This is a genomic window from Haliscomenobacter sp. (genome assembly GCF_965225875.1).
Lineage (GTDB): Bacteria > Bacteroidota > Bacteroidia > Chitinophagales > Saprospiraceae > Haliscomenobacter.
The window spans coordinates 2,837,686-2,858,631 of sequence record NZ_CBDDBS010000003.1 but is presented as its reverse complement, the minus strand read 5'-3'; the positions used below and the strand labels follow the sequence as shown (position 1 = coordinate 2,858,631).

The window sequence follows — 20,946 nt, the reverse complement described above, 5'->3', positions numbered from 1 at the left end:
GAGAAGTCAATTCAGGAGAAGGAGGCTTCTCCAAAGTTTTAACACATTTAAATTGATTTATTTTATAAAAATATTTGTTGTATTAAATAAAAAACTGTATTTTTAAAACGAAAAATGTAAAGTAAATTATGGGACTGGTACATGCGGAAATAGAACTCATCAATGGCGACGATTTGGCGCTGGCTCGTCGGAATTATCTTGACCAGGATGAAGTTAAACGGATGTGGGTGACTGCCTTGGTTGACACTGGCTCATATATGTTGTGCATCAATGAAAACATCCGGGAACAACTGCAACTGCCCATTGTGGAAAAACGTATGGGGCAATTGGCCAATGGTGAGATTGTAGAGTATGATGTGGTTTCTTCGGTTGAATTGCGATTTAAAAACCGGCGTACCATTTGTAATGCGATGGTACTACCCGGGGATAGTGAGGTGTTACTCGGTGCAATTCCACTGGAGGACATGGATGTGTTGATTCATCCACAGCGACAGGAGTTGATTGTGAACCCTGATCATCCTTATTTTGCACAGATGGTATTGAAGTAGAGGCAACTTTTTAACTTGTTTAAGAATAACATGAAACTTTACCAATTAGGTGAATACAATTCAAAATCAGACCTACCCGAACAGGCTCGAACCATTCGAGATTATATTACAGTCAATCATACGTATGAATTGATAAAGCAATTTATGGATCAGTTTGATGAACTGGAGGAAGAATCAATAATCATTTTGAAAAGAGCAATTTTTGCTGGCTATTGGACTTCTTACTATGGCTTCGCTTGGACATCTGAACAAGAAATCAGTTTCTGGGAACTCATTGCTGCTAAAAACCAAAAATCTGGAGTTGCAGCACTTACGCTAGCAGAAACATATCGAGGAAATGGAACTAAAACCCTTAAAGAGGTTGTACATTTATATTTCAAAGCCATAGAAATCAATTCAGAACACTTTTACTCATTCTCAACAGAGGATTTGGATAGTTTAAAGGTTGATCCTGAACTACTGCCAAAGATTATTGAAATGGAACGAAAATATAAATTGAATTAGTAGTGTTTCTGTGCGCTGCACCTTTGACCTAACATTACACCTTTTTCCCTATTGACGTTTCGCGGCTAATGCCGCTGATCGTTACCTAAGATTTGTATAATTTCTTAATGATTGCGTAATATGCATTGAGAAGCCCAAATACGATATCTTCATATTTGGGCTTCTGATATATCTTAAGCAAGCGATTAAGCAACAGCCACCAGCTCCTTTGCCTTCGCCACCGCCTGATCCAAGCCAGCCGCATTTTTTCCACCAGCTGAAGCGAAATTGGCTTGTCCGCCGCCGCCGCCGTCAATTTCTTTGGCTAGTTCGCGCACCATGTTGCCAGCGTGTAGTTTTTTGCCTTCCACCAAGGATTTGCTGATGGTGACCATCACCATGGGCTTGTCGTTGATCACAGCGCCAAATACAATCACCGCGTTGCCCAGTTCATTGTCGATTTGGGCAGCCAGGTTTTTCAGCGCAGCTGAATCGTTGATCGACAAGCGGGCACTGATAAACTGCACGCCATTTACCGTTTCTGCTTTGGCAATCAGGCCATCCTTGAGGGCAAAGGCTTGAGCTGCCACTAGGCGCTCAATTTCTTTGCGCAGTTCCTTGTTTTCATCTTGCAGGGTAGCCACGGCTCTGGCCGCTTCGCCCTTGCTTTTCAGGATGCTGCGGATGGCGTCTAGTTCGCGCAGTTCACTGCGAACAAAAGCCTCGGCATGGGTGGCAGTAATGGCTTCAATACGGCGCACCCCGGCAGCCACGGCGCCTTCAGAGAGAATTTTGAACAAACCGATTTCTCCCGTAGCCTGAACATGCGTCCCTCCGCACAATTCGCGACTAAAAGAGGGATCAAAAGTGATCATGCGCACGACCTCGCCGTATTTTTCCCCAAAAAGCATCATCGCACCCGAATTGCGGGCTTCTTCGATGGGCATGTTGCGGTTTTCATCGAGCGGGATATTGGCACGGATTTTTTCATTGACCATGTCCTCAATTTGCCGCAATTCTTCGTCGCTCACTTTTTGGAAGTGGTTGAAGTCGAAACGCAGGCGCTGGTCGTCCACGTTTTGCCCCTTTTGGGTCGCGTGTTGGCCAAGGATGCGGTGCAAGGCGGCGTGCATGAGGTGAACCGCCGTATGGTTGCTGGAGACCGCCTGACGCAGCTCTGCATCCACTACCGCTTTGACGGGCAGTTGCAGGTTGGCCGGGAATTCGTCCACCACATGGATGATCAGGTCATTTTCCTTTTGAGTATCCAGTACATTGATGCGGTCAGCACCTACAATGAGGTAACCCTGGTCGCCTGCCTGGCCACCACTTTCGGCATAGAAAGGAGTGGTTTGCAGCACCAACTGGTATTGATCCTGGTTTTTGACATTGACGGTACGGTATTTGAGCACCACGGTGTTTTCGACCACCAAGGTGTCGTACCCTTCAAATTTCACTTCACCTTCGTTCACGCTCACCCAGTCACCTACCACCTTGGCGGCATCGGCACGGGAACGCTCCTTTTGTTTTTGCAAGGCAGCTTCAAAGCCGACCATGTCGACCGGAATGTTGGCTTCTTGCGCCAGGAGCTGGGTCAAGTCGATGGGGAAACCAAAGGTGTCGTAAAGGTCAAATGCGTCTTCCCCTTTGATTTGGCCAGAAGACTTGTCCAAATCAGCAAAGCGTTTTAAACCTTTTTCCAAAGTATTCAAAAATGCCGTTTCTTCACTTTCAATGATGCGAGCCACCTGCGCTTGTTGGGCTTTCAATTCCGGGAAAGCATCGGCAAAGGCATCCGCCAGCATCGGGATGATGGTGTGGAGGAAGGGCTGCTTGATGTCCAAAAAGGAATAATAATAGCGCACCGCCCGACGCAAAATGCGGCGAATCACATACCCGGCACCAGAACTACTCGGCAATTGCCCATCCGCAATGGTAAAGGCAATGGCACGAATGTGGTCCGAAATGACCCGCATAGCGATGTCCGACTTGGCGTCGCGCTCGTAACTAAAGGTGTATTTTTTACCCGATACCTTTTCGATGTACTGAATAAAAGGTGTAAACACATCGGTATCGTAAGTCGCTTTTTTGCCTTGCATGACCATACAGAGGCGCTCGAAACCCATCCCCGTATCCACGTGTTGCTCAGGCAATACTTCTAGCGACTTGTCGGCTTTGCGGTTGAACTGGATGAATACGTTGTTCCAGATTTCCACTACTCCTGAGCCATCTACATTCACCAGGCTAGCACCGTGGGTTTTGGCCACTTCTTCGTCGCTGCGGGTGTCGTAGTGGATTTCGGTACAGGGGCCGCAGGGGCCAGTGTCGCCCATTTCCCAGAAGTTGTCTTTTTTATTGCCATAGAGGATACGATCTTTAGGCAGCACGCGCAACCAGAATTCTAGGGCCTCATCGTCGGCCGGTATACCTGCTGCAGGATCACCTTCAAACACAGTGGCGTAGAGGCGCTCTTTATCCAGGCCCAATTTATCGGTCAGCAATTCCCAGCTCCAGGCAATCGCTTCTTCTTTGAAATAATCACCAAAAGACCAGTTGCCCAACATCTCGAACATGGTATGGTGGGTGCCATCGTAGCCTACGTCTTCGAGGTCGTTGTGCTTCCCGGATACCCGCAAGCATTTTTGAGTATCCGCAATGCGCCGAACTTCAGGGGTTTGGTTGCCCAGGAAGTAGTCTTTAAACTGGTTCATCCCTGCGTTGGTGAACATCAAAGTGGGGTCATCCTTGTTCACCAGTGGGGCCGAAGGAACAATCTTATGTGCTTTGGAAGCGAAAAAATCGAGAAAAGCCTGGCGAATTTCGCGTGCGGTCATCATAAGTATTTGTATTTAAAAGCAAAAAACATGGAGCATTATCAGATATAAAGTTCTTTAAATTTGTTTTTTGGTTAAGAAACTGTTAAAAAAAATTTAAAGAATGCCTTAATCTGGAAATCAGTTTCGATATTTGCCTCTGCTTGCTCCAAAAGTGTGGCAAAACAAAGCAATTTTTTTTGAAAAACGGTCAATTTTCCTTCATAAGTTCCCCAGAAAGCAGGAAAAAAAAAGTGTGAACCAAAGGCAGTATGTTGATAATGTGGAAAAAAAAAGATGTAAATTTTTGGATGAATCAACACCCTGAACTAATTTGGTCGCAGCTTACACTATTTCCACGCCAGTAAGAACAATGAAGGAAGCTATTTTACGGTCCCATCTCAAGTAACATATCAAGAGAAAAATTCCGCAAATTCAGTCACATTGACCAATAACTAGCGTCATGGGAAAAAGAGAAAAGTTCATCTACAACATTCAAACACTTAGGTTTGAAAAGGTAGAGATCAGTTGGCTTACCATAGCATCAAGAGCTTTAACATTTTTGTGTTCAGCAGTTTTTACTGCCTTTCTGTTGTCGATTGTACTGTACAAGTACTTTCCATCCCCTAAAGAAAAACTCCTCTTGCAAGAAATAGAGGTGATGAAAACCCACTACGAAAAGCTGGAGGGTGACCTACAAGCCATCAACGAAGAAATGAAGCACCTCAACGATCGAGATGCTTACGCCTACCGCACCATTTTTGGGATGAACCCAATCGACCAAAACATCTGGGAAGGTGGGGTTGGTGGTCACGATGAATACCTGAGCTTCCGCGACCTCAAACACGGCGGTGCTTCCATCATCAACGCACTGGATAAGGTGCGCAGTTTGAAGCAAAAAATGGTGATTCAGTCCAAATCCCTGGACACCATTATCAACATGGCCAACGCCAAAGAAAAAATGTTGGCTTCCATTCCTTCGATCAAACCAGTACGTTCGGATAAATTGGCTAAAATGGTCGGGCTGCTTTCGGGTTTTGGTTACCGGATTCACCCGGTGTACAAAGTGCCTCGGATGCACTATGGTCTTGACTTCACCGCTCCTAAGGGTACCCCGATTCAAGCTACTGGCGACGGGGTGGTCAAAAAAGCCGAATACCACAGTGGCTACGGCAAATGTGTGATCATCTCACATGGCTACGGCTACGAAACCTTGTACGCCCACATGAATTCCATCGAAGTACGGGCCGGACAAAGGGTAAAACGAGGTCAACCCCTGGGCAAGGTGGGTAGCACAGGTACTTCCACTGCGCCACACTGCCATTATGAAGTGCACCTCAAAGGGAAACAAGTTAACCCGATTCATTATGTTTTGGATGGCCTTTCACCAAGAGAATATCAAACTTTGGTAAAAGCTGCTGAGGGTGCAAACCAATCTATGGACTGATCCTGAACAATTTATATCATTTATTTGCGCAAGCCTCTTCAGTTGTCTGGAGAGGCTTGCTGCATTTTACAAATAAGATGCTTATTTTCGCAAAGGCAATGTGAACTTTGTGTTTCACTTGCTGTTCCAAGCCTGTTTTTAAGATTTGACGTTAAAAGAACTTGATGAAAACGGTTATTGTAGATGATGAGCCACTGTATTCTGAATTGCTGTCGCGCAAGCTTCAGCAAGTCGCCCCTGATGTAGAAATTGCTGCTGTTTTTAATAAACCCATTGATGCGCTGGTGTTTCTGCGTCAAAATCCGGTTGATTTGCTTTTTCTGGATGTTGAGATGCCAGAAATCGACGGATTTGCCTTTTTGGATTTGTTTCGACCCAACGATACTCCCGTCATTTTTGTGACTAGCCACGAAGGTTACGCGCTCAAAGCCTTCCGCTACGCTGCTGTTGATTATCTGCTCAAGCCGGTGCAGGCCAATGAACTGAGCGAGGCCATCAATAAAATTAACCGTTCCAAAAAAGAAGACCTGTTCCCCCAAATGGATGTATTGCGCAGCGCCATGAAGGAAATCCAGTCCGAAAATTCCCGCTTCAACCGCCTGGTCTTAAATACCCAGGACAAAGTAGTGGTGCTGGATGTGGAAGAGATTGTCAACATCGAAGCCTCCGGGCCCTACTCGCAGTTTTATACCATCGACAAGAAGCAATACATCACCAGCAAGCCACTTGGTCATTACGAAGACTTGCTGCGTACCAATAATTTTTTTCGCCTGCATCGCTCCCATTTGATCAACCTCCTGCACGTCAATTCAATCATGAAAGAGGATGGGGTAGTGCTGATGCGCAATGGGACGCAGTTGCCGTTTACGAAGGACAATGTGTCCAGATTGTTGGAGCAGTTGAAGTAGGGGATTACGCCCACTTTACTCCCCCGGGCATTTCATCAATTCAATTACCAACTCCTCAAACCCTGGTAGCGTTTTATAGGCATAATCCACCTTCCACTTGCTTTTGAATTTGTAACTCACTTCCATAAACGCTTTGGTGGGGGGAATTACCCGCCCAATGGTAGCGTCGTTTTTGCGCGTTTCAATCCGCACCGGGATGTTGCGGTAATACTGGAAATACTCGGGGTGGGTAAAATGTCCCAGGGGCGTGACATCGTAAGGGATAAAACCTTCTACCCCAAACAACTGCTTTGCCCGTTGTTGCCAGGGTTCCAACATGGAATACAACCAGCGATCGGCCTCATTTCCAGTCTTCAAAAATTGAACATCGGGTTTGCCAATCAGCAGGTAAGCACTGCACTCAAAACCGGAAAAGACCACTTTTACCCCCGCATCCAGAATCACTTTGAAGGACTCTACGTCTTTTTCAAAATTGTAATCGGATACGGTGCTTTTTTGCAGGCCGGGTTTGAAGGCAAAACCTTGAGTACGGCCTGCACAAAAAACCACTTCTTTCATTTGTTTGGCCAATTCCGGGTGGTTTTTGATCACCGTAGCAATGTTTGTGGCTGGGCCCAGGGCCAAAATGTCGAGTTTTTCTTTCCGCAGGGCTGCGGCCAGGGCTATGGTCGCTTCATTTTCCACACCCAGGTCAGCCGCTTCGGGTGAGCCTTTGTAGACAGGGATGTTGCGTTTGGGGGCATAATAGTTGAGGATTTTTTTGGTGACATCGTAGCCATAATCCACATAAGTGATGGTACTGATGCCAACAATTTCAATGGAGGGTAGGGCTAGGGCCATGATCAGGGTTACGCCGTCGTCTACTTCGCGGGGAGCACGTTCGGGCAGGCCGATCATGATGTCGGTGTCGAACCAGATGCGGCGGGGGGGATTTTGGGCAAAGCTGATTTGGCTAACAAGCAACAAGGCAATGGTGATAAAGAGGTATGCTGGTTTCATGATTAAAAGCTTATTAGATTTGAAATTTCGAGAATAATTGGATTGCCAACTTAAGTGCCTCTTTGGTGCCTTTGGTTTCTAAGGTGGTGAAAAATAGAGTCTTCCTTTTTTCACCACCTTAGAAACCAAAGGCACCAAAGGGACACCTAAGAGATTTAGGGGTAATGTTTGAGAATATTTAGGTTGAATTTTTTAGGATATGAGCTGCTGGATCGCCAATAAAGTCAGGGCCTCTTTTTCAGCGATGCTCATGCTCAGCGGTAACTGCCCGACGCCATAAATTCGCCGCAGTATTTCCACTGCCGCAAAATCCTGGCATAAATCCACATCAAACTCACCATACTTTTCTTGCAAAATGCCCAAGGCAGTTGCCCATTTCATGCCACAAAAACACAAATGAGCAAGGCAGACTCCCAAGTCAAATTCGGCATCGCCCTGGAAACAAAACTCCGGGTCGATGACAAAAACACCCCGCTCGGTGCGCAACCAACTCCCCGGGAAAAAGTCGCCATGCAGCAAAGTATCCCCATCGGCCAGGTAGCGTAGCCCCAAGGCCAAGGTTTTTTCACGCAAGCCAGACTGCTGAAAAATGCTACGCTCCGCCAATGCCTGTAAACCTTCCTGAATACCATCCAGATTTAAGCCATTATTGGGCTGAAACGGGAAATCAAAAATGTGGAAATGGTTCAGCTCCCGCATGGCCCGATTTTGGAATTGTTCCTTTAGGGGCGTTTCCCGGCTTTGTTGGTGCAAGGCCTTTAGAAAGCCGAGCAAGTCGGTCAAATCTTTCTGGGGAATGGGCTCTTTTCGCTGATAAAAAGTAGTAAAATCCGCCCCAGCCCCCAGATCTTCGATCATTTGCAGGTGATCATCCGGCGCGAAATACAACAAACGAGGCAGTAGTTCTTCGACACCTTCCCACTGCGCGGCTGCCTTAAAAAAAGCTGCTTCCATCGCTGCCCGTTCAACCGGGGCGGCAATGCTGGGGTATTTTTCCACGTACGGCCGCGCCTGCTTTAGGATGAAACTCCGCATATTGCTTTGGATGCGCAGGGTGTAATTCATGTTGCCTTCCCCCGCTTTTTCAGCGGAAACTATTGCTTCTTCAGGGGCTAAAAGGCCGTTTTGATGGAGCCAGGAATGGATGGTGTTGAGTTGGTGTTGGTCTAAATGCATAAGATTGAGGGTGGTTAGGGTTGTAGAGACGTTGCATGCAACGTCTCAGTGTACAGACAGACGTTGCATCCGGAAGTACAGACGTTGCATGCAACGTCTCTACATTAAAAAATGTACCGTACCCCAAATTGGAACTGCCGCGGTGGCGATGCCGAATACAAACGATAAGTGTTCGACGATTTAGGCCCAATTTGGCTCAGGTTGCTTACTGTCCGGGTGGTATTGTAACCCGACCAGTTTTGTGCGTTCAAAATATTAAAAATGTCCGAGCTGAATTCAATGCGGTGGCTGCCGTGTAGCTGCAATTGGTAACGGACGGACAAATCAAAGGTGGTTGCCCAGGGCAGACGGTCGTTGCTTTTGGCTTCACCTGGCCAACGGTCGGCGGGAAGGCCAAAACTTTCCCCATCGCCATTCAAATCGGTAGTGCCGAATACGGTAGCATCTGCTACCCGAGTAACGGGTTGCCCACTTTGGATCAACGCAGTGGGTGAAATCAGCAGCCCCTTAAGTGGTTGGTACAAAATTACCGCGCTCATCACATGGCGGCGGTCATTTTCGTCCCAGGCATATTCGGCCTCAAAGTTGTTGGAATCCTGCGCCCGGGTATTGATGCTGCTGGTATTGCTCTTGGTCCAGGACAAGGTGTACAAAAAGCGATACCCAATTTTATCGTCACCAATCGATTTTTGGAGCATAAAGTTCAGGGCGGAGTAACGAGCGATCCCGGCGGTTTCCGTCACAAAGACATTGCGGGCAATGCCGCGCAAGGTGTCATTACCAGGAGCAACGGTGTAAAAACCTGCGGCATCGCGGGAAATGGGAACCGGGCGGCTGAGGTCGGCGGCTGAGGTGCTGCGAACTTTGAAATCGGCGGGATTATCAAATACCCAGGGCGAAGCCGCATTCAAATTGCGGATGATGTACAGGTTGTTGGTACGAGTATGCACTGCGTCGATCAAAAACAAGTGCTCATCCGTGAGTTTTTGTTGGAAGCCCAGGGCATATTGGTGGGAGTAGGGGTTTTGAAATCCATTTGGATTCATGATCCGTAGGTTGGTGCTGAACTGCTGTTCCCGCCGCGCCTGCAATTCATCAAAACTGGGGCCTTGCAAAAAAGCTACATTGGGCGAAGTGGCCCGGATATTGCCTGCAAAAGTGACGCGATTGAGGTCGGCATCAGCGGCCAATAAACCGGCTTGTTGGAGCATGGCCAATTGCTTTTTGAAATCCTCGGAGTTGCTGCTGAACTGGAGGTTGTCGCTGTATACTGAATACTTGATCTTGTCGTAATAAATGCCATAACCCCCGCGGATGACGCTGCGTGGCCCGAGTTTGTAATTGAAACTGGTACGCGGCCCGAGGTTGTTGAAATCCCCCTTGGTGCCACCCGCTTTGGATAAATTGTCATAATCCCAACGTACTCCCAGCGACAGGTTCAAACGGCGATTGACCGCCCACTGATCCTCCAGATAGGCGCTATACACCTGTTGTACTGTACCAAAGGAGGTTGGACGCAGCTCTACATCGTAGGTCCGTACATTGACATTGGTGGGCAGGTCGCCTACATTGAGGTTGGCCCCTTTGCCTTTGTTGCGCAAATCGCTCAATTGTTGATCGGTCAAACGCACGGTATAGGTGCCATAAGGATTACCACCACCCAATAACTGAAAATCCGAACCAATCCACTCCAACCCGGCCTTGAACAGGTGTTTGCCCTGGCGGTACACCCACTTGTTTTGAACCTGGTGGGTGTATTCAAAATCGTCAAAAATAGCTCCCGATTGCCCGACGATGGCAATGGCGGTGCCTTGTGGATTTTGCACCGTAACCGAAGGGGTGGTTTCATTCACTGGCTGGCGGTAGTTCCAGCGAAAAAAGCTGTGTTGGTAGTTCAACTCGCCGCTGATTTTACTGCCCACTTTAAACTGGTTTTTGAGGGCAAAGAGATAGGTCTCGTTGTCCTGCGCTGAACTGGCGGAAGGGAACAAAATCCCTCCTTCCAGGCCACCGCCTTGGCGCTGGTTGTAAAAACGGCCTACCTGACCTCGGAAAGAAGTACGCCAATTGGGCGACCACACATGGTCAATTTTGGCGGAGCCGTAAGTGAAATTATTGCGCCCCTGCACAATTTCGTTGACGCCCAGTTGGCTTACATTGAGTAGATTGTCTTTGAAATCATAGGTTTGTTCCAGGTTGAAATAAAAGAAGGTTTTGTCTTTTTTGATGGGGCCACCAATGGCTGCACCAATTTGGTGGCGTTGGAAACCGTCCTTGACCGGATTGCCGTACAAATCCAGCGTTGCGAAGGAAGAAGGTGCGTCTACAATGGAGCCGGGGCGGGTCAGGTAAAAGGCTTCACCCGTCCAGTCGTTGGTGCCAGAGCGGGAAAGTACGTTTACAATACCGTTGCTGGTATTGCCCCACTCAGCGGAGTAATTGTTGGTCAATACGGTGATGTTTTCAACAAAACCTACCGGCGTATTGAATTTCATGTTGCCCAAAAAACGCTCATTATTGTCCATGCCATCAATGAGGTAATTGGTGAAAATCCCGTTCAGGCCATTGATGCTGATGTTGGGCCCTTCGGCATACCCCAGGATGGCTACGGTGACGTTGGGCAAACGAAACAGGGAACGGGTAACATCCCGACCTTCAATGGGCAGGCGTTGCAATTCCTCTTTTTTTATTTGACCAGAAACGGCGGCATTTTCGGTGTTCATCCGCACCAAAGAGGTACTGGAAATCAAAATTTCTCCAATCGAGGCAGTTCTTTGATTCGGTAAATTGAAATTAATGGTAAGCAAGCCATCCTTGGCTTTGATGTCACTAAGAATAGCTGCTTGGTAAATTTTATCATCGAAGGAGTAAATGAAGTAGGCTTTGCCTGCGGTCAGGTTTTCAAATTGCACCATCCCTTTGGCATCGGTTTGAGCAGAATCGATCAGTTGTTGTCCCGCATCGGTGCTGAGGTAAATCCATTTTTCAGTGATTGGAATGTCTTCTAATAGGGAGCTGACTTTAACTTGAAGACTACTTTGTGCCCAAAGGCCACTACAAATCAAACTAAAGAGAAGCAATAAACGCAAGGGCTTTTTCATAAACGTGTGTGTGTTTTAATGGCACAATCAGGTGATGGGCACTTGCGCAAGATTTTTATACTATTGCAAGTTACCTTAGTCGACGTAAAAAATTACTTCCCGATTTTTTTAGAGGCTTTTGAATAGGAAGCTCACTTGAAATGAAGCGTTCGACTTCCTACTCAAAACCCAAATCGGGAAGTTAATTTTTCTGCGTTACTTAATGGCGTACGTACTACTTGGAGAAATTGGATTGCGAGGTAAGGACAATAAGGGGGAGGGAAGTTGGTGGATGCTTGAATTATGAATAGAAAGGAACCAGCGACTTTAGCATTTGGTCTACGCTCCCTGCGCATCCAACAACATCAAATCGTACCCTTTTCCATCAGGACATTCCCGCAACTCTCCGCCAAAACTTTCTATAAAGGTTCGGATTAAATGTAGGTTCCAATAAGGTTTCTGAAAGGTAGTGGATTGATTAGAATGCTCAATCGGTTGTTGTTCGTACTCTTTTACATCAGCGATGCGAATGTTAACGGAGTCCCCTTCACGCCAGGCACTTAAGGTCACGGGCACGTCTCTTTTGCCGGGACGTTCGGCCACAATCAGGAGCAAATTGCGCAGGATCATTTTGAGCATGGTGAGATCGCTGTACAGGTTCAAATCTGAGGGAATGTGATATAGGATTGGGGCATAAGCGCCATTACTGAGCAAACGAATGTTTTTGTCAACGTCTTCCACGAGGGACTTGAGCTGAAATTCTTGCCGCAAGGGCTGGTATTGCTGCATTTGGACCCGGGCAGTGAACATCAAATCTTCCAATAAAGTGATGGTGCGTACGGTTTGTTGTCGCAGTTGGCCCAATAAGCGCTCCTGCTTTTTGTGCTCCAAACTTTCCCCTTGCTCCAAATTGGCCAACACCCCTTGAATGGCCGTAAGCGGAGCCCTAAGCTCAGTAGCAATGGCGCTGAACAATTGATCTTTAACCAAATTCAGGTTGTACAATTCTTTGCGTTGTGCTTCAACGGTGTCTCCTTTTTTGGTCAGGACTTTGTTTACCCGCTGGCGTTGTTGGTAGAGCGAATAAATACCTATACCAATTAAAAATGCCAAAGCAATAGCAGTCCCGGTAATCCAACGGATCAATTTGGCCTGATTGAGGCGGTCTGCGTAAAAGCTATCCATATTCTGTTGTGCTTCGAGTACGGAGAACGCTTCCAATCTTTTGGTGGATTGGATTTTAATGTCTTCTGAAAAAATACTGTCGTTGAGTAGCCGGGCTTCCTGTAGCGCTTTAAGGCTGGCATCGTATTGTTTAAGTTGTTTTAAAACCTGGGCATAGGTGGACAAAACCGAGGGCCGTAAGCTTTGGATTCCCTTATAAATGGTGATGTTTAGCGCATATTTTGCATAATAATAGGCCGAATCCAATTGATTGAGTTTTAAAAAGATTTGGGCCAAATTCCGGCTCGAAACAGCCTGAACTTGTGCATCTAGGTGTTGAATACTCAGCTGACGGGCACGGTGGGCATAAGGTAAAGCCTTTTGGGGTTCTTGTTCGCTGAGGTATAGTTCACTAAGGTTGGCACAAATGCTGGAGGTGAAATAGTTCAAACCAATGGGATCAGATTCCTGAATGGCTTGTTGTAAGTAGTCAATTGCCTGAATGGGTTGCTCTTTTTTGCGGTAAATGATGCCTAAATTATTCAATGTCATTGCTTCAACGGTTGGGGAGGAGATCGAACGAAGCTCCCGCAGGTTTAACTTTAACAGAAATTCAGCTTTTTCAAATTGTTGGAGGTTGGTATAACTTTCCGCTAAATTGGCACGCGTATGACACCTTAAATTTAAACCATCGGGGCTTTTTTTGCACAAATCAATGGATGTATAAGCATATTCCATGGAGGTTGCATAATCTCCTTTGAGGGCAAAAACATTGGCCATATTGGAATAGTGGAGGGCAGCGATGAGGGGATGCTCCTCAATTTTGATCAGGTTGCTGGCTTTGAGGTAGTATTGAAGTGCCTGATCAAGATTTCCGGCGTCAAAACTTTGGTTGCCTTTATTTCCGTAAGCTCTGGACAAAAGCACATCATTGCCCAATGTTTTGGCCAAATTTAAAGCTTGGTCATTAAAAACATAGCCCCGAATAGGCTCAGAGTACATCAATTGGTCGTGCAAATCTAGCAACACTCTTACCCTTTCCTGTTTAATCTCTACTTGATTAAGCTGGGCTTCCAGTGCGGCTCGTTTTTTAGAATCAAATGGGGTCAGTTGGCCGCTTGCCTCTATACAAAGCAATATCAACCCGCTTGTTAGAGCAAGAAGGTAAATACCAGACAAAGACAAGACGCGCAAAAATTTCACCAATTTAGGTTATTTATCGTTTTGGGTTTAGGAATATAGCTTAGGCCCTTTGTGACGGTAAGGTAATGGTAAACACACATCCTTGATTTACTTGGGCCTGTCCTAGTAATTTACCACCCTGGTTTTCAATGAACTGTCGCACCAGCGACAATCCCATCCCTGAACCAACCTCTCCCTTAGTACCGAAACGCGAAAGTTTGCCATTTAGAGCTTTATTGAGCTGTTCTTCATTCATGCCAATCCCCTGATCCACAATTTGAATTGCCCAACCATTTTTATCTTCTTGTGCGTGGACTTCGACCGCCTGTCCGGTGTGGGAAAATTTGACGGCATTGGCAATGATGTTCCGCAGTGCCATTCTGATCATACCAGGATCACTATATAGGGTAAATCCCGGGCTGATTTTATTTTTTATGCTGACTTCCTTTTCCGCAAAAATGAACTTGATCGATTCGCTGAGGTCCTCTACAATTGGTCGAAGTTTGAATTCTTCTTTGATTGGTTGGTAACTGTTCATTTGGATTTTAGCCCAGTACAACAAATTTTCCAGCATTACGCTGGTTTTGGCTGTTTGCTGGTGAAGCCGCTCCAACCAATGGGCCCGTTCAGTAGCAGAAAGGTCGAGCTCATTCAAGGTATCCAGCACGGCTTGAATGGCCCACAAGGGAGAGCGCAAATCATGCGAAATCACGGCAAAAAGTTGGTCTTTTACCTGACTGAGTTGCGCCAGTTGGTTTTTTTGGGACTCCAATTGGGCATTTTGCAATTTTAGCAAGTGATTGGCTTTCTGGCGAATGCGCACCTTAAACAAGTAATACAAGCTAATGAGTGCGGATAAAAATAGGGCTGCAAACATGCTGTAACGAATCAATCGTTCCCGACGAAACTGGGCTTCGAAATGTTGTTGTACTTGTTTTTCGGCTCGCCGGATGGTCATTTCCTGGCGGTGTCGTTCTGCTTTTAAACGTTCTGAATTAGAAGCAATTTTATCCTCTAAATTTTGAGCTTTTTCCAGGGCTAATATAGCCGGATAGGCCTGGTTTTGCTTGGCTAAAATGGTCCCTTGTTGAACCCAAATATCCCGCTCAGTGGTATCTCGACCTTGGTGTATGGCACTGTTTAATGCAATCGTATTGTAACTGAGTGCGGAATCGAGCAAGTTCTCAGCAAGGTATGCTTTGGCCAATAAATAGTTGCTGAGATTGATACAATCGGTATCGTGGAGTGCCTGGGCAATGGCCCTTTTTTTGAATGCAAAAACCTTTGCCTGATGATGGTCGCCCAATTCCAGGCTGACCCGGCAGAGTTTGTCCAGGATGGCCATTGCTAAAGTCGGGAAGTTTTGCTGATCGGCAATAAGCTGAGCTTCCTTGAGCACTTGGCTGGCCGATTCGTATTGGTGCTGTTCTGTGTAAGTTTGCCCCATTAATTGCAAAATCTTGCACAAATCAGCCGGAGTATTGTTTTTGTTTGCCAGAACCTTGGCCTTCTGCAGGTATTTTAAAGCAGGTTGGAAATTGTTTAATTCCAAATTACAGAGTCCCAACTGTACCAGGATCTGAAGTTGAACCAGTCCACCTTCGTCACGATAGTTGCGGAAGATGTTGAGCCCAGCCTGATAATAATCAAGGGCTTTTTGGTGGTTCCACTGCTGGTGAAAAATATCCCCTAAGGCCAGATAGACTTCACTTTGCAAGGAATAGTTGCGGCTTTTTTTAAATTCCTCAGCAGCTTCAAAATAACTTTTGATCGCTTTTTCAGGTTCATTCATCTTGCTGGCAATTTTGCCACTCAACGTATGGTACTTTCCCCAGTATAGGCCATAGTTTGTCTGTTGAAGTAAGGGAAGTACCAATGCAAGTTGCTGATTTGCCGCTTGGGGTGCAGAATCAATCCTCGCTTCAATGGAATCAAATTGTGCTTTGATGATTGCACCTTTGGTAGTGCGAACGGGTAATTTAGCATGCGACGATTGGGCCTGAACTGGCATTGTTACTGCACAGCAAGCAAGCATTAAAAGCCCAAAAATGATACATTTGCTGGCATTACCGCGCCGCAATTCTTTCACCTTAATCCAGTTTTATCGTTTAACACAAGTGCGGAGGGAAAATCTTGCAAAAAAGCTTGCAACAAGAAGCAAAAAGTCTTTAATAAAAAATAAGCCCTTTTGGTAAAAGATTTACCTGAGTTAAGAAAAACAGGTAGGCTTACATTCATTTATAGATTACTTTAGCGTTACCAATTGAAACTAATGCTTCTAAAAGCAAACCCTCAATAAGATATTGTGCGAAACTAAAACTTTTGCACGGAAAATTCAAGTATTACAGTGTTCTATTGTTGGCGCCCTGCTTTCGGGGCGTTTTTTTTTGCCATATTTACAACAATACAATTTCGAGGTTGTTTCATTATCACCTCTTCCTGGCCGCTTTATCGGGCTTTTTTTATCTTTGCGGCCATAAAAAAATAAGTTTTCATCTTGCCAAAGGATTAGCGAGAGTATACGGTTCATTTCACGTGGCTTAGCTAATCCTTTGGCTCAGAAAAAATGAAAACTTATTTTTGCCCACTACTTTTCGGCGAAAACCAACTCAATCATGGCGAACAGCATTTATGAAACCGTTATAGGTTTGGAAGTACACGTCCAATTGGCGACGAACAGCAAAGCTTTTTGTGCAGATGATGCCAGCTTTGGCGGTGACCCCAACACCCACATCAGTGCTGTTTCATTGGGACATCCGGGTACTTTACCCAAAGCCAATCGTCAGCAGATCGAATTGGCCACTCGCCTTGGTTTAGCCCTGGGTTGTAGCATTAACGAGACGAATACCTTTGACCGCAAAAACTACTTTTACGCAGATTTGCCCAAGGGTTATCAAATTACCCAAGATAAGCAGCCCATTTGTATCGGAGGAGCTTTGTCGATCAAACTGGGCAATACCTGGAAATCGATTCGGATCCACCATATTCACATGGAAGAAGATGCAGGCAAATCGATCCACAACATGGCTCCCCGGCATTCTTTCATCGATTTGAATCGGGCTGGTGTACCCTTGCTGGAAATTGTGACTGAACCCGACCTGCGCTCGGGGGAAGAGGTAGATGCTTTTATGACCGCCATGCGCCAATTGGTACGCTACCTGGAAGTTTCTGATGGCAATATGGAAGAAGGTTCTTTGCGTTGTGATGTAAACATTTCCGTTCGGGAACAGGGCAGCACAATTTTGAACGACCGCTGTGAAGTTAAAAACGTCAACTCAATGAAATTTGCGCGCCAGGCCATTGATTACGAGGTGCGGCGGCAGATTGGATTGATGGAATCGGGCCAGAAAGTCAAACAACAAACCCTCAATTTTGATCCCAATACTGGTGTAACTTCGCCGCTGCGTGAAAAAGAAGACGCACACGATTATCGGTATTTTCCTGAACCCGATTTACCACCCATTGTATTGTCGGAGTCTTATTTGAACAAGGTCAAAGCTGAATTGCCTCAACTTCCGGCTGCTTTATATGAGACTTTGACCACTCAATACCAACTTTCTGATTATGATGCCAGCATCCTGATGGAGGAAAAAGCCACTGCCTTGTTTTACCTCAATTTGGTGCAACACAGTCCAAATTACAAAGCTGCAGCCAATTTGGTGATCAACCGCATCCTACCCTGGTGCCAGGAGCAAAAAATATCCATTGCCCAATTTCCACTGGCGGGTAATCAGCTCGCTGCTTTAATTCAGTTGATTGAAGAGGGGAAAGTGAGCAATACTGCCGCTTATCAAAATCTTTTCCCGGCGATGTTGGCCAAGCCGGAGCAAGCACCCTTGGCGCTGGCTGAATCACTCAACCTGATCCAAACTTCGGATGGTGACTTTTTGCAAAAAATAGCCGCCGAGATTTTAACCCAGTTCCCCGATAAGGTAAAGGAATACCAAAAAGGCAAAAAAGGCTTGATTGGCTTCTTTATGGGTGAACTGATGAAACGTTCGAAAGGGAAGGCTGATCCGAAGGTGGCGACGGGGATTTTGGAAAATTTGCTGAAAAACCATTAGGGAAATATGGCTACATTTCTGAGGTGCCAAGTTGTAACTATTTAGCAGCCGCCTTCGGCGGAATTTTTTACCACAAAGGCACAAAGGCACAAAGACACAACATTTTAGAGCTTAATGTCTTTGTGTCTTTGTGCCTTTGTGGTAAAAAAATTGAATATAAAATCCACCGCAGGTGGATGGTTGCTAAATAGTTACGCCAAGTTTATTTTTACTTTTTGTACTCCCGAATATCCACTTTCCCCGTACAAAATGCATAATCCGCCTCCACATTGGAAGCTACTACAATACTCCGCTGACCACCAAACTGGTTGATCAAATCCGCATACCAGGCAGTGCCTTGTGCATCCAGATTGGTGGTGGGTTCATCCAGGAGTAGGAGAGGGGCCTGCGAGCAAATGGCCAGCACGAGTTTGAGCCGCTGCTTCATGCCTGAAGAAAAATTGCGCACTTCATTGGTACGGGAGCGCTCAAATCCCAACAAGTTGATGATGTCCTTGGTGCTCAGTTCTTGTTGGAAAGGTTTGAATTTGCGGTGAAAATCAATGGCTTCCTGTAGGTTGAATTCTTCAATCAATTCGATATAGGGCGCAGCATAAGCCAATTGGGTATAGATTTGATCGAGTGCTATATTTCGCCCATCTACGCTAAATTCTACTTTACCTTTGGATGGGGTCAGGTGCCCACAAATCATTTTTAACAAAGTAGATTTCCCGGAACCGTTCGGACCAGTAATGGCAATGCGACTGCCTGGCTCAATGAGCAGGTTTACGCCCCGTAAAACCCAGTCGCGGCGAAAACGTTTACCAACCTGATTGAGCTCAACCTTCATTGGTCAGGGCACTGCCGTTGATGTGGCGCAAACCTTTCATGATCTCGGGTCTGTTGCGCACAAAATCCAGGATATAAGTACGCTCCAAAGTTGGTTCAACCTGCTCTTCGATGATTTCGATGGCCCGCGTTAGACGCACACCTTTCACAAAAAGGATGCGGTAAATTTCGTGGATGTGGTTGATTTGTTCTTGCGAAAAGTTGCGGCGTTGCAAACCAATTACGTTGACTCCCGCATAGGAAAGCGGTTCGCGGGCAGCTTTCACAAATGGTGGAACGTGCTTGCGTACCAAGGAGCCACCAGCGATAAAACTATGTGCACCAATGCGGGTAAATTGCTGGACGGCGACGAGGCCTTCCAGAATCGCCCATTCGTCTATTTGGACGTGACCAGCCAGGTTTACATTATTGGCTAAAATGACGTGATCACCCAAAATACAGTCATGCGCAATATGGGCGTAGGCCATTACCAGACAATGTTTACCAACTTTGGTACTTCCAGCAGCAGCGGTACCTCGATTGATCGTAACGAACTCCCGAATGGTGGAGTTATCGCCAATAGTAGCCGTAGTGACTTCACCCTGAAATTTTAGGTCCTGTGGAACCCCTGAAATAACGGCTCCCGGAAAAATGCGGACATTGCTGCCAATACGAGCGCCATCGAAGATGGTTACGTTTGGGCCAATCCAGGTATTGTCACCAATGACGACGTCTTTGTCGATAAAACAAAACGGGCTTATCGTCACATTGGACCCGATTTTGGCATCGGGGTGTACAGAAGAAAGGTGCAGCTGGTTCATCTTCAAGATCGCTTGACGATTTGGGCGGTTAGGCCCGCTTCCGAAACAATTTTGTTGCCTACATAGATCGTTCCTTGCATTTGGCAAATTCCGCGACGGATAGGGGCCAATAGCTCCATTTTGATCAACAGGGTATCGCCAGGCACTACTTTAGACTTGAACTTGGCTTCTTCAATTTTGAGGAAGTAGGTGTCCCAGTTGCCGGGGTCTGCTACAGTCGACAAGGCCAATATCCCGCCCGTTTGTGCCATTGCCTCAATTTGTAGTACCCCCGGGAAAACAGGGTTGCCTGGGAAATGCCCTTGGAAAAATCCTTCGTTAAAAGTAATATTTTTTACACCAACTACGTGGCTTTCGGACAATTCAATGATTTTGTCCACTAATAGGAAGGGGTAGCGGTGGGGCAACCAACTGGCTACTTTTACCGTATCGAACAAAGGTTCTTTATCTGGATCGTATTTGGGTTTTCCCTTGAGTTTTCGCTCTTCAATGTATTGCTTCTTAAGCAATTTGGTGAATTCGTAATTGGCGGTATGCCCCGGTTTGGTGGCTACTATTCTGCCTTTGATGGGTTTGCCGAGTAAGGAAACATCCCCAATCACATCGAGTAACTTATGGCGGGCAGGCTCATTTTTGAACTGAAGCTGGACGGTATTCAGGATGCCTTCTTTGTCCACTTTGATGCTTGGTTTGCCCAGTTTGGTGGCCATGTCGTCCAATTCTTCCTGGGTTACTGGGCGATCGGCGATCACGATGGCATTGTCCAAATCGCCACCCTTGATCAGATTTTGGCTAAATAAATTGTCCAGTTCGTGTAGGAAAACAAAGGTGCGGCAAGGTGCAATTTCCTTTTCGTAATCCTCCAGGCTATACAATTGAGCATATTGCTGACCCAATACTTTGGAATTAAAATCAATCATGGTGATGACTTCAAATCCATCGTGGGGCAAAGCCATGAGTTCTGCACCAGTAGCCTCGTCACGATAAGTGATGGGCTCGGTGATTTCAAAATACTCCCGATCGGCTTCCTGTTCTTCGACCCCTGCTTCGCGGAGTGCTTTGACGAATTGAATGGCACTACCATCCAAAATAGGCACTTCTGGCCCATCAATGCCCATCAAAACGTTGTCGATGCCTAGACCTACGAGTGCGGATAGTACATGCTCGATGGTGCTTACCTGGGCCTCATCGGATTTGATGGTTGTACCCCTCGTAGTGGAAATAACCCGGCTCACGTCGGCATTGACAAGAGGTTGACCCACCAGGTCAACTCTTTGAAATTTGTGCCCGTGGTTCTCCGGTGCTGGGTTAAAGGTCAAAGTCACAACTTTACCCGTGTGCAAGCCTACACCACTAAGGGAGACGGCTTTTTGAATGGTACGTTGTTTTTTCATAATAAGTGTCTGCTGAGACGATTATGCAAAAATAATCGAATGATTTGCAATTGATCTACT

14 protein-coding genes are annotated in these 20,946 nt (G+C 46.3%); 5 read left to right on the top strand and 9 right to left on the bottom strand.

Features of this window, described 5'->3' with window-relative positions:
* Positions 1–128: 128 nt before the first annotated feature.
* Together ACO08K_RS31405 and ACO08K_RS31400 are read left to right on the top strand one after the other, a co-directional pair.
* Positions 129–548 carry an aspartyl protease family protein gene (locus ACO08K_RS31405; RefSeq protein ID WP_320027479.1) on the top strand — a complete coding sequence of 140 codons (420 nt, stop codon included), beginning with the start codon at positions 129–131 and terminating at the stop codon, positions 546–548.
* Positions 549–578: 30 nt separating this feature from the next.
* Positions 579–1,052, top strand: a complete 474-nt coding sequence (locus tag ACO08K_RS31400; protein ID WP_421800462.1) for a hypothetical protein — start codon at positions 579–581, stop codon at positions 1,050–1,052.
* Positions 1,053–1,237: 185 nt separating this feature from the next.
* On the opposite strand, the gene alaS is transcribed toward ACO08K_RS31400, so the two are convergent.
* Positions 1,238–3,865: an alanine--tRNA ligase gene (gene alaS, locus ACO08K_RS31395; protein ID WP_421800590.1), complete on the bottom strand. Its 2,628-nt coding sequence runs from the start codon at positions 3,863–3,865 to the stop codon at positions 1,238–1,240.
* A gap of 442 nt (positions 3,866–4,307) precedes the next feature.
* On the opposite strand from alaS, the gene ACO08K_RS31390 reads away from it, so the two are divergent.
* Positions 4,308–5,291 (top strand): M23 family metallopeptidase, encoded by a 984-nt coding sequence (locus tag ACO08K_RS31390; RefSeq protein WP_421800461.1) that lies wholly within the window; start codon positions 4,308–4,310, stop codon positions 5,289–5,291.
* A gap of 164 nt (positions 5,292–5,455) precedes the next feature.
* Positions 5,456–6,199 carry a LytR/AlgR family response regulator transcription factor gene (locus ACO08K_RS31385; RefSeq protein ID WP_421800460.1) on the top strand — a complete coding sequence of 248 codons (744 nt, stop codon included), beginning with the start codon at positions 5,456–5,458 and terminating at the stop codon, positions 6,197–6,199.
* Between the two features lie 15 nt (positions 6,200–6,214).
* On the opposite strand, the gene ACO08K_RS31380 is transcribed toward ACO08K_RS31385, so the two are convergent.
* The 5 genes from ACO08K_RS31380 to ACO08K_RS31360 all read right to left on the bottom strand — a co-directional run bounded on the left by ACO08K_RS31380 (position 6,215) and on the right by ACO08K_RS31360 (position 15,889).
* Positions 6,215–7,198, bottom strand: coding sequence for a nucleoside hydrolase (locus ACO08K_RS31380; RefSeq protein ID WP_421800459.1), 984 nt, complete (start codon positions 7,196–7,198; stop codon positions 6,215–6,217).
* Between the two features lie 192 nt (positions 7,199–7,390).
* Entirely contained in the window at positions 7,391–8,374 is a 984-nt protein-coding gene (locus ACO08K_RS31375) for a phosphotransferase (protein ID WP_421800458.1), read from the bottom strand.
* Positions 8,375–8,478: 104 nt separating this feature from the next.
* Complete coding sequence (locus ACO08K_RS31370) at positions 8,479–11,475, bottom strand: TonB-dependent receptor plug domain-containing protein (RefSeq protein WP_421800457.1); 2,997 nt, start codon at positions 11,473–11,475, stop codon at positions 8,479–8,481.
* A gap of 318 nt (positions 11,476–11,793) precedes the next feature.
* Positions 11,794–13,647 (bottom strand): tetratricopeptide repeat-containing sensor histidine kinase, encoded by a 1,854-nt coding sequence (locus ACO08K_RS31365; protein WP_421800456.1) that lies wholly within the window; start codon positions 13,645–13,647, stop codon positions 11,794–11,796.
* 214 nt (positions 13,648–13,861) lie between these two features.
* A complete protein-coding gene (locus ACO08K_RS31360; RefSeq protein ID WP_421800455.1) occupies positions 13,862–15,889 on the bottom strand; it encodes a tetratricopeptide repeat-containing sensor histidine kinase in 2,028 nt (675 codons plus the stop codon).
* Between the two features lie 526 nt (positions 15,890–16,415).
* On the opposite strand from ACO08K_RS31360, the gene gatB reads away from it, so the two are divergent.
* Complete coding sequence (gene gatB, locus ACO08K_RS31355; RefSeq protein ID WP_421800454.1) at positions 16,416–17,864, top strand: Asp-tRNA(Asn)/Glu-tRNA(Gln) amidotransferase subunit GatB; 1,449 nt, start codon at positions 16,416–16,418, stop codon at positions 17,862–17,864.
* Positions 17,865–18,072: 208 nt separating this feature from the next.
* Here the strand turns inward: gatB and ACO08K_RS31350 are convergent, their stop codons facing one another.
* From ACO08K_RS31350 to ACO08K_RS31340, 3 genes are read right to left on the bottom strand one after another with little or no spacing between them, the layout of a single operon-like run.
* Positions 18,073–18,693 (bottom strand): ABC transporter ATP-binding protein, encoded by a 621-nt coding sequence (locus tag ACO08K_RS31350; RefSeq protein WP_421800453.1) that lies wholly within the window; start codon positions 18,691–18,693, stop codon positions 18,073–18,075.
* Entirely contained in the window at positions 18,683–19,492 is an 810-nt protein-coding gene (gene lpxA, locus ACO08K_RS31345; RefSeq protein WP_421800452.1) for an acyl-ACP--UDP-N-acetylglucosamine O-acyltransferase, read from the bottom strand. The genes ACO08K_RS31350 and lpxA overlap by 11 nt, the downstream gene beginning before the upstream one ends.
* 2 nt (positions 19,493–19,494) lie before the next feature.
* Positions 19,495–20,886 carry a bifunctional UDP-3-O-[3-hydroxymyristoyl] N-acetylglucosamine deacetylase/3-hydroxyacyl-ACP dehydratase gene (locus ACO08K_RS31340; protein ID WP_421800451.1) on the bottom strand — a complete coding sequence of 464 codons (1,392 nt, stop codon included), beginning with the start codon at positions 20,884–20,886 and terminating at the stop codon, positions 19,495–19,497.
* Positions 20,887–20,946 lie beyond the last annotated feature (60 nt).

Excerpts from the sequence above, each read along its gene's own strand:
- ACO08K_RS31405 (WP_320027479.1), top strand. The coding sequence starts at position 129 with ATGGGACTGGTACATGCGGAAATAGAACTCATCAATGGCGACGATTTG.
- ACO08K_RS31400 (WP_421800462.1), top strand. The coding sequence starts at position 579 with ATGAAACTTTACCAATTAGGTGAATACAATTCAAAATCAGACCTACCC.
- alaS (WP_421800590.1), bottom strand. The coding sequence starts at position 3,865 with ATGACCGCACGCGAAATTCGCCAGGCTTTTCTCGATTTTTTCGCTTCC.
- ACO08K_RS31390 (WP_421800461.1), top strand. The coding sequence starts at position 4,308 with ATGGGAAAAAGAGAAAAGTTCATCTACAACATTCAAACACTTAGGTTT.
- ACO08K_RS31385 (WP_421800460.1), top strand. The coding sequence starts at position 5,456 with ATGAAAACGGTTATTGTAGATGATGAGCCACTGTATTCTGAATTGCTG.
- ACO08K_RS31380 (WP_421800459.1), bottom strand. The coding sequence starts at position 7,198 with ATGAAACCAGCATACCTCTTTATCACCATTGCCTTGTTGCTTGTTAGC.
- ACO08K_RS31375 (WP_421800458.1), bottom strand. The coding sequence starts at position 8,374 with ATGCATTTAGACCAACACCAACTCAACACCATCCATTCCTGGCTCCAT.
- ACO08K_RS31370 (WP_421800457.1), bottom strand. The coding sequence starts at position 11,475 with ATGAAAAAGCCCTTGCGTTTATTGCTTCTCTTTAGTTTGATTTGTAGT.
- gatB (WP_421800454.1), top strand. The coding sequence starts at position 16,416 with ATGGCGAACAGCATTTATGAAACCGTTATAGGTTTGGAAGTACACGTC.
- ACO08K_RS31350 (WP_421800453.1), bottom strand. The coding sequence starts at position 18,693 with ATGAAGGTTGAGCTCAATCAGGTTGGTAAACGTTTTCGCCGCGACTGG.
- lpxA (WP_421800452.1), bottom strand. The coding sequence starts at position 19,492 with ATGAACCAGCTGCACCTTTCTTCTGTACACCCCGATGCCAAAATCGGG.
- ACO08K_RS31340 (WP_421800451.1), bottom strand. The coding sequence starts at position 20,886 with ATGAAAAAACAACGTACCATTCAAAAAGCCGTCTCCCTTAGTGGTGTA.